The following is a 15151-nucleotide window of genomic DNA, read 5'->3' on the forward strand; positions in this document are numbered from 1 at the left end:
TCGCTGCATAAGGGTACAGATTTGGCTTTCAGCCCCCTGCTCTCTTTGTTGAGGTAAAAACTGAAGTATGTTATCATTATCCATTATATCGGCTCAGGATATGCCTGTGGGACGAGATTAGGGGGATCTGAAAGGCATGTGGACGGTAATCTATATTGCGCCAACTGCAAAGGTGGCGGAAATGATCAAGACCAGGCTAACGGAAGAAGGTTTTTTGGTTCAAAGCCGTCCTGTGAATCTTTCCAAACAGCAGTTTGAGATTTTGGTACCCTCCGGAGAGCTTGAGGAAGTACAGGAAGTGTTGAATTCGATATTGCACCCCTAGTTTCATCTGGGTTACATAGCGAAGCTTAGCGTACGGATCGGCGATGTGCTATTGCAGCGGCCATTCAAATTTACGGCTGGAGAGGTGTAGTTGTGTTTAAAGACTTGTTTCAGAAAAAAAGGAAATACGCAACGATCCCATCGGAACGACTTGGGACGGCAGGGCAGCCTCAGGAAGGCGAACGCCCGAAACGGGAAATTCCGGAAGGTCTGATGAATAAGTGTGCTAAGTGCGGCACCATTCAATACAGCAAAGAGCTTGAGAAGAATCTGAAGGTGTGTCAGGAATGCGGACATCATATGCGCCTGAACGCGGTAGAACGGATTGCGATGACGCTGGATGAGACAGGCTTTGAAGAGTTTGACGCGGACATGATCTCGGTGGATCCGCTCAAATTTCCGGGATATGCGGCCAAGCTCGAGCAGCAGAAGATGAAGTCCGGTCTTCATGATGCGGTTATTACCGGTCAAGGCTCGATTCTCGGCCAGCCTGTTGTGGTAGCCGTGATGAGTTTTGATTTCTTCACGGGAAGCATGGGCTCTGTCGTCGGGGAAAAAATCACCCGAGCGATCGAGTTTGCGACGGACAAGCGTTTGCCTCTCATTATTTTCTCGACCTCCGGCGGTGCCCGGATGCAGGAGAGTATTCTCAGTTTGATGCAGATGGCCAAAACAAGCGCTGCCCTGTCCAGGTTTAACGAGCTCGGCGGGCTCTATATTTCAGTGATAACGGATCCGACGACCGGCGGTGTATCCGCCAGCTTTGCGACGCTTGGCGACATCAATATTGCCGAGCCGGGAGCCGTATTCGGCTTTGCGGGCCGTATCGTTATTGAACAGACCATTCGCCAGAAGCTGCCGGATGATTTCCAGACAGCGGAGTTCAACTTGGCGCATGGTCAGCTTGACATGGTTATTCATCGGAAAGATATGCGCTCCATGCTTGGTAAGCTGCTGGAGATGCATACCGTGAAAGGGGGATTCTGATGTCAGGCGAATTGCCTTTTGAAATGCCACTTGCCGAAATGCGCAAGAAGATTGATGAACTGAAACAATTCGGACAGGAAAAAGGGATCGATTTCACGGATGAAATCGCCCGCCTGGAAGAACGATATAGTCGTTTGGAGGAAGAAATCTATTCTTCGATTTCGCCTTCCCAGAAAATGCATCTGGCCCGTCATCAGCAGCGACCGACGTCGCTTGATTTGATCCAGTTGATCTTTACGGATTTTATCGAGCTGCATGGAGATCGTCTCTACGGGGACGATCTTGCCGTTGTCGGCGGCCTGGCCAAACTCGACGGCGTTCCCGTCACAGTGGTCGGTCAGCAGCGCGGTAAGGATACGAAGGACAATATCGCGCGTTTCTTCGGAAGTCCACATCCGGAAGGCTTCCGTAAAGCTCTGCGACTTATGCAGCAGGCGAACAAGTTCAAGCGTCCCATTATCACGTTTATTGATACAAAAGGCGCATATCCGGGTAATACAGCAGAAGAAAGAGGTCAGTCCGAGGCGATTGCCCGTAATCTACGGGAAATGTCGTCCCTTGGAGTGCCTATTGTTTGTGTGGTCATCGGCGAAGGTGGAAGCGGCGGTGCTCTTGCGATGGCTGTAGGCAATCGTGTGCTGATGCTCGAGCATGCCATCTATTCCGCCATTTCACCGAACGGCGCCGCATCCATTCTGTGGAAGGATGCATCCAAAGCGGATCAGGCTGCGGAAGCCATGAAGATCACCGCTAAGGACCTGCTTGAAATGGAAGTCATTGAGGAAATTATACCGGAGCCTAAGGGCGGTGCGCACCGCAACTATGAAGAGACGGCCGCCGCCATTCAAAGCGCACTGATCAGCCAGCTGAAAGAGCTGTCCGTCATGGATGCCTGCGAGCTGAAGGAAGACCGGTACCGCAAATTCCGCAAGATCGGTGAATTCGATTTTGCGAAGGCGGAACAGGAAGACGTGATTCTGTAAAAGTCTGATGAGTATGTGACGATATGACAAAGTTCCTATACAAATGAGACTTTTTGTAGTAGATTTAGTTGTTGGAAAAAGAGATATAGAGAACCCTTTAATAAACGGAGGAAACCCAAATGCGCAAAACAAAAATTGTATGTACCATCGGTCCTTCCAGTGAATCGTTGGAAAACACCAAGAAGCTCATTATGGCCGGCATGAACGTGGCTCGTCTGAACTTCTCCCACGGCGACTTCGAGGAGCATGGCAACCGGATCAAGAACATCCGCCAAGCTTGTGAAGAGTTGAACAAAACGGTAGCGATCCTGCTTGACACCAAAGGACCGGAAATCCGTACAGGCAAACTTGAAGTGGAACCGATTGAGCTTGTACAAGATGAATATATCACCCTTACTACCGAGGAAATCCTTGGTGATAAGAATCGTTTGTCCATTACTTACAAAGAGTTGCCGCAAGATGTTCAAGTCGGATCCACGATCCTGATCGATGACGGTCTGATCGGTCTGACCGTGGTGGAGATTCAAGGCACCGAAATCAGATGCCGCATCGTCAATGGCGGAACCATTAAGAGCAAAAAAGGTGTAAACGTACCGGGAGTCGCGATTTCTCTCCCAGGAATTACGGAAAAAGACGCCAACGATATCGTTTTCGGGATCGAACAGGGCATCGATTTTATTGCCGCTTCCTTCGTTCGTAAAGCAAGTGACGTGCTTGAAATTCGCGAATTGCTGAAGAAGCATAATGGCGAGCATATCCAAATCATCTCCAAAATTGAGAACCAGCAGGGCGTTGACAACCTGGATGAAATCCTCGAAGTATCCGACGGCTTGATGGTAGCTCGTGGCGACCTCGGCGTAGAGATTCCGGCTGAGGAAGTTCCATTGGTTCAAAAACGTATGATCGAAAAATGTAACCTGGCTGGCAAACCGGTCATTACGGCTACGCAAATGCTGGATTCCATGCAGCGCAACCCGCGTCCTACCCGTGCGGAAGCAAGTGACGTTGCCAATGCGATTTTCGACGGCACCGATGCCATCATGCTGTCCGGCGAAACGGCTGCAGGTAAATACCCTGTAGAATCCGTACTGACCATGTCCCGTATCGCAGAGAAAGCGGAATCCGCACTGAACTACCGTGAAATGTTCCTGAAGCAGCGTATTGCTCAAGATACCAGCGTTACCGAAGCAATCAGCCAATCCGTTGCGATCTCGGCACTTGACCTGAATGCTAAAGCCATCATTTCGTCCACGGAATCCGGTCAAACGGCTCGCATGGTATCCAAATACCGTCCAGAGGCTCCTATCGTCGCTGTCACGACTCAAGACAGAACGTTGAGACGTTTGGCACTGACTTGGGGCGTAACGCCGGTTAAAGGCGAACAGGCTTCTTCTACGGATGAGATGTTTGATTATGCGCTGCAAGGCGGCGTGAAGTCCGGACTCGTGAAAGAAGGCGATCTTGTTGTGATTACAGCAGGCGTGCCGCTGGGCCGTTCCGGCTCAACCAACCTTCTTAAAGTGGATCAAATTCCACAGGAGAAGTAATACAACAGTCAAGAATCCGCTGGATTCTGAATATAGCTGCATATAAGCAATGGACGATGATTATAATCGACCATTGCTTTTTGCATAGATGAGGGGGTGATGTTGATGCCTAAACCATCCGTACCGACACGAAGTCGCTGGTTCTGGACTTCCTTTCGGGTGCGCTACCAGGAAAGCGATCAAATGGGTGTCGTCTATCATGCTAACTATTTAAACTGGTTCGAGATCGGGCGTACCCAAATGATCCGTGAAATGGGATTAACGTATCGCGGAATGGAAGAAGAAGGCGTCCTGCTCCCGGTGGTTGATCTAGATATCAAGTATCGCCAGCCTGCGCGGTATGATGATCTTGTAACGGTGTTTACCAGAATGACTGCTTTCTCCCCGCTTCGAATACACTATGAATATGAGGTCCGTTTGCTGAGCGAGCAGGAGCAGGCAGATTTGGGGACGATGGATCTGTCTCCCGAATCCGGGCTTCCCGGTGCCTTGTTAACGGAAGGCGCGACCCGTCATGTATGGCTGAATAGAGAGTGGAAGCCGGCCCGACTGGATAAATGCGCGCCAAAGCTGTATGATGCATTGAGGGACACCCTTTGGGGGAGGAAGGAGTAGCTTCATGTTCAAATGGTTGCTGGCAGCGATTATCTTCGTGCCTGCTGTTGAAATATTCGGCTTCCAGTTCGTTGCGGATCGCGTGGGCGGCATGAATACCTTGCTATTGACGCTGCTGACCTCTGCGGTTGGCGTGGCCATGATGAGGTTCGAAGGTCGCAAAGCGATGGAAGATGCCAAGCAGAGAATGAATTCGGGCATGGTTCCGGGTGCTTCCATGGCCGATGGTCTATGTATATTTGCAGGTGGAGTACTACTTATTCTGCCGGGCTTTGTAACTGACATCATCGGATTTACGCTGATATTTCCGCTGACTCGCCCGCTGTATCGGATTTTGCTGTTGAAATGGATGAAGAAAAACATGAAAAACGGCAAGATTACGATATTTCGCAGATAATACTAACAGGCATCACCCATAAGACCGGCCCTTCAGGGGCCGGTCTATTTATGCATGGAGCACAAGAAGTATCAGGAAATATCAGGGAAGATCAGAAAGTACCTCTATCAATCCTATGATAATCTGATCACTATAGCCCTATGATGAGTCAAACATGTCCGTCCGACTGCTACCTGAACCTGCCCCCGATAATATAATTCCTAAGGTCCTTGAATACATGGGCCCGGTGAAAAGCATCCAGGATGACAAGCGACACGGGACCTACAATCAGCCCCAGAATGCCGAACAGCTTGAGCCCGACGAACATGCCCAGCAGGGCGGCGAGCGGGTCCAGTCCCACACTGCTGGCGAGCACCTTGGGCTCCATGATCTGCCTGACGATCAGGATGATGCTGTACAGGACGGTCAGTCCGATGCCGAGCGTCAGGTCGCCCGTCATAAAGGCATACAGCGACCAAGGGATCAGGACGATGCCGACGCCCAGGTATGGGAGAAGATCCACCAAGCCGATCAGAAGACCGATGGAGAAGGCGGAATCGACCCCGAGCGCATAAAGGGTGATCATGACGATAAGTGCCGTGATGGAGATGAGAATCAGCTGGGCCCTCGCGAATCCGAACAACGCTTTTTTCAGATCTGAGAAGATATAGATCATGGGTTTGCGAATGACGCCCGGTAGGATGCGGAGAAGCGCGCGATTATGGCGCTCCCAGCTGTTGCTGAGAAAGAACGTGGAGAGCAAAACGACGATGAGAATCGTGCCTAAGTTCGGCAGGTAATAAATAATTTGCAAAATTCCGTTAAAAATACCAGTAACTAAATCGGTCACGGCCGTGCCAATCGTTTGCGTTGTGCGGGTAATATTCTGATTGATGGTATCGTGATAATTCGGGTTGTTCTGATAGAACCGGCTAATCTCATTGATGATATTCTGGAAGCTATCATTCTGCGTCCAGGCCGTCAGCCATTCCATCCAGGCATCAATATGGAGATTGAAGGACTGGGACAGGATAATCAGCTCCTTGACCAGTCTGGTGACAGCTGCAGTGAGGATCAGCAGAGCCGCTCCGAAATACAGCAGCAGGGACAACGTGACAGCGAGCCACCGCGGCAGCTTCAAACTCCGCTGAAGCAGGTGGACGCAAGGATTCATGGCATAGGCGATGATCCAGGCCAGAAGGAAGGGATAAAGCAGCGGCAGCAGTACATATATCAAATAGGCGATCACGAAGATGGAAGACAGCACCCACACTCCCCGGCCAAAACGCTTGAGCATCAATCGTTCCAAACCATCACACTCCTTTGCAGCACTTCAGGGACGAGCAGAATCGCTCATTCCTATACGTATGCAAGGAGTTTCAATATAAGGATAAAGAGTTGGAAAACGCTTGTCTTCATGATTCGACAATGAGAATTATCACAGGTATAATGGAATTGTAAGTGATTTCAAAAAAATGTTTATGGTGTCGATAAAACAATTTGATGCGGCGAATGTCGCTGCTCATGTTCACATATCAGACAAAATCCAGTATGATATGAGAAGGTTTGTGACTAGGACCATAGCAATTTTTTTGCGCGTTTTTCTTTTTTATCCGACTTCATGAAAATGTTTTCATGATTGTCAAAATAGTTCAGTTTATCCCGATCATAAAGGAGAGATGTTGCATGACAGCTACCAAGGGTTTGGAAGGCATTGTAGCTACCACCTCCGCGATTAGTTCGATCGTCGATGGCGTTCTGACTTACCGTGGATATGATATTGACGATCTCGCAGAACATGCAAGTTTTGAAGAGGTAGCCTATCTGCTCTGGTTCGGAAAACTTCCGAATGCCGAAGAGCTTAAAGCCCTTCAACAAGATTTGAGCGACTATGCTGCCATTCCGGATGAGCTTATCCAGCAGATCAAATTGTATCCGAAGGATACCAATACGATGGCTGCGCTTCGCTCAGCTGTATCCGCGCTTGCTCTGTATGACGCCGAAGGCGACGATATGAGCCGTGAATCGAACGAGAAGAAAGCGGTTAAACTTCAAGCGCAGCTTCCGACGATCATTGCTGCCATCGCCCGTGTTCGTCAGGGCAAAGAGCCGGTGGCTCCGAAAGCCGGCGTCTCCATCTCGGAGAATTTCCTGTATATGCTCAGAGGCGAAGACCCTGATCAGACTTCGATCAAGGCTCTGGACCAGGCACTGGTATTGCATGCGGATCACGAGCTTAACGCATCCACGTTTGCTGCCCGTGTAACCGTAGCCACGCTGTCCGACATATATTCCGGCGTTACTTCCGCCATTGGCGCGCTGAAAGGACCTCTGCACGGCGGCGCGAATGAAGCCGTCATGAAGATGCTGAACGAAGTCGGTTCGATTGATCGGGCTCAGGCTTACATTCAGGAGAAGCTGGACAACCGTGAAAAAATTATGGGCTTTGGACACCGCGTATACAAAAACGGCGACCCGCGAGCGAAGCATCTGCAAAAAATGTCCCGCGAGCTTGGTGAAATGAAAGGCGACACCACGCTGTACGACATGTCGGTATTGATCGACGAAACGGTTACCAACCAAAAAGGGCTGAAGCCGAACGTTGATTTCTATTCCGCATCGGTCTATACGCAGCTCGGCATCGAGCAGGAATTGTTCACGCCGATTTTTGCCATCAGCCGTGTATCCGGATGGACTGCGCACATTCTTGAGCAGTATGAAGGCAACCGTATCATCCGCCCGCGCGCAGAGTATACAGGGATGACCGACCAAAAATATGTGCCGATAGAACTTCGCTAAGTGGCTGGCAATCATGTACAATAGGCTAGAGAACCGCTCAAACGTGACTGAATCGCGGGTGGCGGGTTTCTCTGTGCCTATTCACGCGAGTATTTTGGGAATGGCTAGAGACAAGAACCATATTCTAAGGAGGAACTCATACTCATGAAATTGGAAAAATTCGCATTACCAACCGAAGGCGAGAAAATCACGATTGATAACGGAGCCCTGCAGGTGCCTAACAACCCTGTCATTCCTTTTATTGAAGGTGACGGTACAGGCCGTGACATTTGGAAAGCTTCCAAGCGCGTCCTTGATGCAGCCGTAGAAAAAGCATACAACGGTTCCAAGAAAATTGCCTGGTATGAAGTATTTGCCGGTGAGAAGGCATACAATACATACGGTGAATGGCTCCCGAACGATACGCTTGAAGCGATTCGCGAGTACATCGTTGCTATTAAAGGGCCACTTACAACGCCAATCGGCGGCGGTATCCGTTCCCTGAACGTTGCCCTTCGCCAAGAGCTGGACCTGTACACTTGCTTGCGCCCTGTTCGTTACTTCAACGGCGTACCATCTCCGGTAAAACGCCCTGAGCTGGTTGACATGGTTATTTTCCGTGAGAACACGGAAGACATCTACGCAGGTATTGAGTATAAAGAAGGCTCCGAAGAAGTGAAGAAAATGATCAAGTTCCTTCAAGACGAAATGGGAGCAAACAAAATCCGCTTCCCGGAAACGTCCGGTATCGGGATCAAGCCTGTATCCTCCGAAGGTTCCAAGCGTCTTGTGCGTGCAGCAGTTGAGTATGCGATCAAGCATGGCCGCAAATCCGTGACACTGGTTCACAAAGGCAACATCATGAAATTTACAGAAGGTGCCTTCAAAAACTGGGGGTACGAAGTGGCTGAAGCTGAATTCGGCGATAAAGTGTTCACTTGGGCTCAATACGATATCATCAAGGACAAAGACGGCGTAGATGCGGCTAACGCTGCTCAAAAAGCAGCTGAAGAGGCCGGCAAAATCATCGTTAAAGATGCGATTGCCGACATCGCGCTGCAGCAAGTTCTGACTCGTCCAACCGACTTTGATGTCATTGCGACATTGAACCTGAACGGGGACTATCTGTCTGACGCGCTGGCTGCACAAGTTGGCGGTATCGGTATCGCTCCAGGAGCTAACATCAACTATGTAACAGGACATGCGATTTTCGAAGCGACTCATGGTACAGCTCCGAAATATGCAGACAAAGACGTAGTCAACCCTGGTTCCGTTATCCTCTCCGGCGTCATGCTGCTTGAGCACCTCGGATGGCAGGAAGCGGCTGACCTGATCTACAAAGGTATGGAAACATCCATCAACAACAAAACTGTGACTTATGACTTCGCCCGCCTGATGGAAGGCGCTACCGAAGTGAAATGCTCCGAGTTCGCAGACGAAATCATTAAAAACCTGTAAGGAGGAGATTCATCGTGGCAATTACTCGTAAAAAGATTACGGTAGTAGGTGCTGGCTTTACAGGTGCGACTACCGCCCTGATGCTTGCTCAAAAAGAACTGGGTGATGTGGTGCTGCTGGATATCCCGCAGCTCGAGAACCCAACGAAAGGTAAAGCGCTGGATATGCTCGAAGCAAGTCCCGTTCAAGGATTTGACAGCAACATAGTCGGTACGTCCAACTATGAAGATGCAGCTAATTCCGATATCGTAATCATTACAGCAGGTGTAGCCCGCAAGCCGGGTATGAGCCGCGATGATCTCGTTAATACCAATGCAGGGATCGTAAAATCCGTATGTGAGAACGTGAAGAGTCACGCACCGAACTCTACGGTTATCATCCTGAGTAACCCGGTGGATGCCATGACCTATGTGGCATACAACACACTCGGCTTTCCTAAGAACCGCGTAATCGGTCAATCGGGCGTACTGGATACGGCACGCTATTGCACCTTCATCGCGCAAGAGCTAAACGTATCCGTTGAGGATGTCCGCGGTTTCGTTCTGGGCGGCCATGGCGATGACATGGTTCCGCTCGTTCGTTACTCTAGCGTGGGCGGCATTCCGATCGACACGCTGATTCCGGCTGAGCGCATTGAAGCGATTGTGCAGCGCACCCGGGTCGGCGGCGGCGAAATCGTCAACCTGCTGGGGAACGGCAGCGCATACTATGCGCCGGCTGCTTCCCTGGTCCAAATGACGGAAGCGATTCTGAAGGACAAGAAGCGGATCATTCCGGTTATTGCACTTCTGGAAGGCGAGTACGGTTATGACAACCTGTTCATGGGTGTTCCGGCAATTCTCGGCGGAGACGGCATCGAGCGAATTTTCGAGCTTGAGCTGACTGGCGAAGAGAAAGCTGCACTTGATAAGTCAGCGGAATCCGTGCGTAACGTAACTTCGGTTGTGAACCTGTAATTGAATCAGGATTCACAAAATCGTCTAATAATGCAATCCCGTCCCGTGATTCGGGACGGGATTGCTTTTCTTTGGATGATCTCTCCAGTATAATAAGAGACGATGAACTTGATGTAATAAAAATCACACTTATGACTTTGGAGGAATTGTTTATGTGGAATGTGACATTTTTTCTGCATATGGTCGGCACGGCGGCGCTAGGGTTTTACTTGATCCTGCCGTTTGTTGTTGGCGGTATTCAGAAGCTGTCTCTCGGCGCTCAAGAAGGAGCCGTTAATACAATTCGAGTAGCGAACCGTTTTGCTCAGTACGGTTTGGTTATTCAGTTGTTGACTGGCGGATATATGATGTCCCAGGGCGAGTATTCGGTTCCTTGGATGATCATTGTAACGGTTCTGCTGCTGGCGATGTTTGCGATTGGAGGCATTATGGGCAAACCCCTGAAGAATGCGCTTGCAGGAATCCGGGAGAAGCGTGAAGTGAAGGAAGAAACGGGTAAGCTTAGTACATTCAGCGCGTTGTTGTCCCTCCTGCTGCTCGTCATGATTTTCTTCATGGTATTTAATGACATCATCTAAGAACAGCTACATATGAAAGAGTGGCCGTCCGTTTATTCGGGCGGTTTTTTGATGTTACAGCAATTATATATTCCGGGGGGTCCCGGCAAAATCTTGACTGGACTTTAGGCGCAAGGCCCGGTTTTTGAGGAGGGATTTTGTTACGGGAAAAGAACCGCGCTTACGTTTGATCCCGTTCAATATGGGTAAAAACAATAGCGAAGGGCTTTTTATGAGAATAAGAAGCCGCGTCGAACGCATCCTATGAGAGGTAGTTTGAGATACTGACCTGAAAGGAGAAATGTTCATATGCCACAAGATCAACAGAAACAAACATTGCCGCCCCAGCATCAGGATCACAGACCCGGAACCGAATCGGAGATGCACCCAAAACCGGAGTTTGAAAGCAACGAGTACAAAGCAGCCGGTAAGTTACAAGGAAAGGTTGCGCTAATTACCGGAGGCGACAGCGGAATCGGCCGTGCGGTTGCGGTCCACTATGCCAAGGAAGGCGCGGACGTATCCATTGTGTATTTGAGCGAGCACAAGGATGCGGAAGAGACCAAGCGTCAGGTGGAGCAGGAAGGCCGTAAATGCCTGCTTATCTCCGGCGATGTTGGCGACGATGCGTTTTGCCGCGATGCGGTCACCGAAACCGTGGAGAAACTTGGGAAGCTCGATATTCTTGTCAACAACGCAGCCGAACAGCATCCACAGAAGAAGATTGAGGATATTACCAAAGAACAATTGGAGCGGACATTCCGTACGAATATATTCGGCATGTTCTATCTGACGCAGGCGGCGATGCCGCATCTGTCCAAGGGAAGCTCGATTATTAATACAACCTCCATTACGGCATATCGGGGAAGTCCGCAGCTGCTGGATTATGCATCAACCAAGGGGGCTATCGTAGCCTTTACGCGTTCGTTGTCGATGAACGTGGTCGGGCAAGGAATCCGGGTGAATGCCGTTGCACCGGGACCGATCTGGACGCCGCTGATTCCTTCGACGTTCCCGCCGGATCAGGTAGCCGAGTTTGGGGCGACCCAGCCGATGAAACGTCCGGGCCAACCGGAAGAGCTGGCTCCTGCCTATGTATATCTGGCTTCAACCGACTCTTCCTATGTGAGCGGTCAAGTGATCCACGTGAATGGCGGCGAAGTCATTAACGGCTAAGACGTTTCGCTCGCTAACAACCGTTGGTTACAACATAACATGGAAAACAGAGCGGACATCCGGGGCTTCGGCCCGGATGTCCGCTATTTTATCATGGGTGAGTTTTGGAGAGGTTACGGGGCTTACGGAGAATCAGATGCTTCTAAAACCGGAAGGAAGCACGCCGGTTTCCCGGATCGCTCTGATCTGTGCCAGCGTCAAACGACGGTTGGAGCTGATAATGGATTCCGGCTCTTCGCCGCGAATAATATCATCCAGATCGGCGATGTTGGTGTTGCCGCGGAATACCCTGAATCTGCCCCTGAAATTCGTCTCCGAGAACAGGACCAGGGTTGCATTGGAACTGGTCGAGAAGAATCTCAAGCTTTCAATGTCCCCGAAAGTTCTCTCGAGATTACGGATCCCGACGTTACCACGAACCACAAATCGGCGTCCTCTGTAAAACTCGTTTCTAAACAAGGCAAGCCTTGGAAAGACCACCTGGGAGATTGAGGCTTTCATCATAGCAATCACCTCCTTTCCTTAACCAATATATGTGAGATTCATAGATTGGTATGGTCGATGCGACGGGGAAAATCAACACATTTTCTCTACTCTTTCATTTTTTGAAGTAAACCCTTTCATGTGCGAAATGATATGATATGATAACAATATTGGCCGTTTATAATGATTCTTTTTTGCTATCATGTCTGGGTTATGAAAGAGAGGAGTTTACCAACGTTATGAAATTATTTGAAGAGAGCATGTATCGACTGATTGTAGAAACCTCCACGAATTTGCCCGGGGATGTGCGAAGAGCAGTCAACCGCGGGCGAGCGTCTGAGGATGCGGCAACGCGAGCGGGTCTGGCACTGGCAACGATCGCTCAAAATATTGAGATGGCCGAGCAGGAAGTATCGCCGATCTGCCAGGATACCGGCATGCCAACATTCATCGTGCATACCCCGGTGGGTGCGAACCAAATCGAGATGAAGAAGGCGATTTACTCCGCAGTGATTCGTGCTACGAAGGATGGCAAGCTGCGTCCAAACTCGGTGGATTCGTTGACTGGCGCTAACAGCGGGGATAATCTCGGTCCTGGTACGCCCGTCATCCATTTCGAGCAATGGGAGCAGGATAAGGTGGATGTCCGCCTCATCCTGAAAGGGGGCGGCTGCGAGAACAAAAACATCCAGTACAGTCTTCCTGCAGAGCTTGAAGGGTTGGGGAAAGCGGGCCGCGATCTGGACGGAATCCGCAAATGCATCATGCATGCGGTGTATCAAGCTCAAGGACAGGGCTGCAGCGCCGGATTTATCGGCGTAGGCATTGGAGGCGACCGGACGACCGGTTATGAGCTTGCGAAGCATCAGCTGTTCCGTCATGTGGAAGATGTGAATCCGAATGAAGATTTGGCGAAGCTCGAAGATTACATATTGGAAAATGCAAATAAGCTGGGGATCGGCACGATGGGCTTTGGCGGAGAAGTTACGCTGCTCGGCTGCAAGATCGGTGCGATGAACCGTTTGCCGGCAAGCTTTTTTGTATCGGTTGCTTATAACTGCTGGGCATTCCGCCGTCAAGGCGTATTGGTTGAACCGGAAACCGGGGAGATCACAGACTGGCTGTATGAAGCGGGCAGCGAGGTGCAGATGAACGCAAATTCCGAAACGGCTGTTTCTCAAGCCGAGGACTCCGGGCCCAGTGATTCCAAGAGCCGCGAGGTGGTCCTGCAGACGCCAATCAGCGAGGAGCAAATTCGTTCCCTGCGCGTTGGGGATGTGGTGGTTATCCGAGGCGAGATGCATACCGGACGGGATGCGCTTCATAAATACCTGATGGATCACGATGCTCCTATCGATTTGAACGGATCCGTGATTTATCACTGCGGCCCGGTTATGATGCAGGATGAAGAGGGATGGCATGTCAAGGCGGCAGGCCCGACAACCAGCATTCGTGAGGAACCGTACCAGGGCGATATTTTGAAAAAATTCGGCATTCGCGCGGTCATCGGAAAAGGCGGCATGGGTCCCAAGACGCTTCAAGCGCTGCAGGAGCATGGCGGCGTGTATCTGAATGCGATCGGCGGGGCCGCCCAGTATTATGCGAGATGCATCAAAAAAGTAAACGGCGTGGATTTCATGGAGTTTGGCATTCCAGAAGCGATGTGGCATTTGGAGGTCGATGGCTTTGCCGCCATCGTCACGATGGATTCGCACGGAAACAGCCTGCATGCCGATGTGAGCAAGGATTCGGCAGAGAAGCTGGCCATGTTTAAAGATCCGGTGTTCTCCTAATCCATAGCATATGAAGAAGCATTGATTGGCCACAATGAGCCGGTCGATGCTTTTTTGTTGAGCTTGGGATTGGGACTCTTATTTCGAATTTTCGTTGCGGTTTTCGCACGCTCCGGTTTATGATGAAAGTCAAATACGTCAATTCAGTCATAGGAGGAAACAGGTGAGAAGTTTTGGACTGGCCTTTGCATCTTGGTTTGAAAAGTACACCTTTCTCTTGATTCCCGGCTCGCTGGTGCTAGGCTGGCTGCTTTCGGATGTTTTGCTGGACTTTGTACACTGGATTCCTTATCTATTCGGTTATATCACGCTGGTTATGGCGCTTGGCTGTGGGATCCGTCATCTGCAAGGGGTTCTAAAACGCCCCCTTGCCGTTATGTTAACGCTCTTTCTTGCCCATGCGGCAGCTCCGTTGCTTGCCTATGGACTGGGCTCGGCCGTGTTTGGTGCGCACTCGGATTATACGATCGGCTTGCTGTTATTTGCGATCATTCCGCTGGGAATATCCTCGGTGATGTGGGTCGGTAGCTCCGGCGGCAGCGTTCCGTTCATCTTAGCGGTGGTCGTGCTGGATACCATACTCAGTCCGCTAGTCGTCCCGGCTTTGATGGATATGTTTATCGGGGATGCGCTGGTTACCTGGAATGCGTCTGAGCTGATTCTCGATTTGCTGACGATGGTGGTATTGCCCACTCTGATCGGGGTGATGCTGTATGAAGGTTCCAAAGGACGGATTAAAGACTGGTCGGCTCCCGTAGCCCAGCCGATATCGAAGCTGTTTTTTATGCTTGTGGTTATGCTGAATGCAGCAGCCATCGCTCCCCATGCAGCAGGCATGAAAGAGGAGATGCTGGTGGTCGTCCCGGTTGTCTTCACGCTGATTGTGATCTGTTATTTGCTTGGTTATTTTGGCTCATATGCGATGCTGGGACCGACACGAGAAATGCAAATTACATTTACATACGCGTCCGGAATGCGTAATATATCACTCGGGATGGTGCTGGCTACAACTTATTTCTCACCCCAGGCTTCGATCCCGTTATGTTCCAGCAGCCGGCGGCAACCATCATTCATGCGTTATTTCACCGAAGACGCACACGGACGGTAAGTTATCCAAA

General features: G+C 50.4%; 15 protein-coding genes. 13 read left to right on the forward strand and 2 right to left on the reverse strand.

Features of this window, described 5'->3' with window-relative positions:
* Positions 1 to 136: 136 nt before the first annotated feature.
* From ACETK5_RS02900 to ACETK5_RS02925, 6 genes are all read left to right on the forward strand, one after another.
* Positions 137 to 325 carry a hypothetical protein gene (locus ACETK5_RS02900; protein ID WP_006212044.1) on the forward strand — a complete coding sequence of 63 codons (189 nt, stop codon included), beginning with the start codon at positions 137 to 139 and terminating at the stop codon, positions 323 to 325.
* A gap of 92 nt (positions 326 to 417) precedes the next feature.
* Entirely contained in the window at positions 418 to 1311 is an 894-nt protein-coding gene (accD, locus tag ACETK5_RS02905) for an acetyl-CoA carboxylase, carboxyltransferase subunit beta (protein WP_071218063.1), read from the forward strand.
* Complete coding sequence (locus tag ACETK5_RS02910) at positions 1311 to 2294, forward strand: acetyl-CoA carboxylase carboxyltransferase subunit alpha (RefSeq protein ID WP_326114475.1); 984 nt, start codon at positions 1311 to 1313, stop codon at positions 2292 to 2294. The genes accD and ACETK5_RS02910 overlap by 1 nt, the downstream gene beginning before the upstream one ends.
* Positions 2295 to 2413: 119 nt before the next feature.
* Positions 2414 to 3841, forward strand: coding sequence for a pyruvate kinase (gene pyk / locus ACETK5_RS02915; RefSeq protein ID WP_100538802.1), 1428 nt, complete (start codon positions 2414 to 2416; stop codon positions 3839 to 3841).
* A gap of 105 nt (positions 3842 to 3946) precedes the next feature.
* Positions 3947 to 4456, forward strand: a complete 510-nt coding sequence (locus ACETK5_RS02920; RefSeq protein ID WP_394054274.1) for an acyl-CoA thioesterase — start codon at positions 3947 to 3949, stop codon at positions 4454 to 4456.
* A gap of 4 nt (positions 4457 to 4460) precedes the next feature.
* Positions 4461 to 4853, forward strand: coding sequence for an FxsA family protein (locus ACETK5_RS02925; protein WP_394054275.1), 393 nt, complete (start codon positions 4461 to 4463; stop codon positions 4851 to 4853).
* A gap of 169 nt (positions 4854 to 5022) precedes the next feature.
* On the opposite strand, the gene ytvI is transcribed toward ACETK5_RS02925, so the two are convergent.
* The gene (gene ytvI / locus ACETK5_RS02930; RefSeq protein ID WP_100538800.1) at positions 5023 to 6141 is read right to left on the reverse strand and encodes a sporulation integral membrane protein YtvI; all 1119 of its coding nucleotides are present in this window, start codon (positions 6139 to 6141) and stop codon (positions 5023 to 5025) included.
* A 377-nt stretch (positions 6142 to 6518) separates the two neighbouring features.
* On the opposite strand from ytvI, the gene citZ reads away from it, so the two are divergent.
* The 5 genes from citZ (at position 6519) to ACETK5_RS02955 (ending at position 11757) form a co-directional block, all read left to right on the forward strand.
* Complete coding sequence (citZ, locus tag ACETK5_RS02935) at positions 6519 to 7631, forward strand: citrate synthase (RefSeq protein WP_100538799.1); 1113 nt, start codon at positions 6519 to 6521, stop codon at positions 7629 to 7631.
* A 144-nt stretch (positions 7632 to 7775) separates the two neighbouring features.
* Positions 7776 to 9068, forward strand: a complete 1293-nt coding sequence (gene icd / locus ACETK5_RS02940) for an NADP-dependent isocitrate dehydrogenase (RefSeq protein WP_326114478.1) — start codon at positions 7776 to 7778, stop codon at positions 9066 to 9068.
* Positions 9069 to 9082: 14 nt separating this feature from the next.
* Positions 9083 to 10024, forward strand: coding sequence for a malate dehydrogenase (gene mdh / locus ACETK5_RS02945; protein WP_100538797.1), 942 nt, complete (start codon positions 9083 to 9085; stop codon positions 10022 to 10024).
* A gap of 152 nt (positions 10025 to 10176) precedes the next feature.
* Entirely contained in the window at positions 10177 to 10602 is a 426-nt protein-coding gene (locus ACETK5_RS02950; RefSeq protein ID WP_100538796.1) for a hypothetical protein, read from the forward strand.
* Between the two features lie 288 nt (positions 10603 to 10890).
* Positions 10891 to 11757: an SDR family oxidoreductase gene (locus tag ACETK5_RS02955; RefSeq protein WP_394054276.1), complete on the forward strand. Its 867-nt coding sequence runs from the start codon at positions 10891 to 10893 to the stop codon at positions 11755 to 11757.
* Positions 11758 to 11889: 132 nt separating this feature from the next.
* On the opposite strand, the gene ACETK5_RS02960 is transcribed toward ACETK5_RS02955, so the two are convergent.
* Positions 11890 to 12261, reverse strand: a complete 372-nt coding sequence (locus ACETK5_RS02960) for a hypothetical protein (RefSeq protein WP_394054277.1) — start codon at positions 12259 to 12261, stop codon at positions 11890 to 11892.
* 218 nt (positions 12262 to 12479) lie between these two features.
* Between ACETK5_RS02960 and ACETK5_RS02965 the strand changes: the two genes are divergently transcribed.
* On the forward strand, positions 12480 to 14033 hold the full coding sequence (locus tag ACETK5_RS02965) for a fumarate hydratase (RefSeq protein WP_394054278.1): 1554 nt from the start codon (positions 12480 to 12482) through the stop codon (positions 14031 to 14033).
* 163 nt (positions 14034 to 14196) lie between these two features.
* Complete coding sequence (locus ACETK5_RS02970) at positions 14197 to 15141, forward strand: bile acid:sodium symporter family protein (protein ID WP_394054279.1); 945 nt, start codon at positions 14197 to 14199, stop codon at positions 15139 to 15141.
* Positions 15142 to 15151 lie beyond the last annotated feature (10 nt).

Origin of the sequence: Paenibacillus ilasis (assembly GCF_043195395.1) — a bacterium.
In the GTDB taxonomy this organism is placed as follows: Bacteria; Bacillota; Bacilli; order Paenibacillales; family Paenibacillaceae; genus Paenibacillus_AQ; species Paenibacillus_AQ lautus.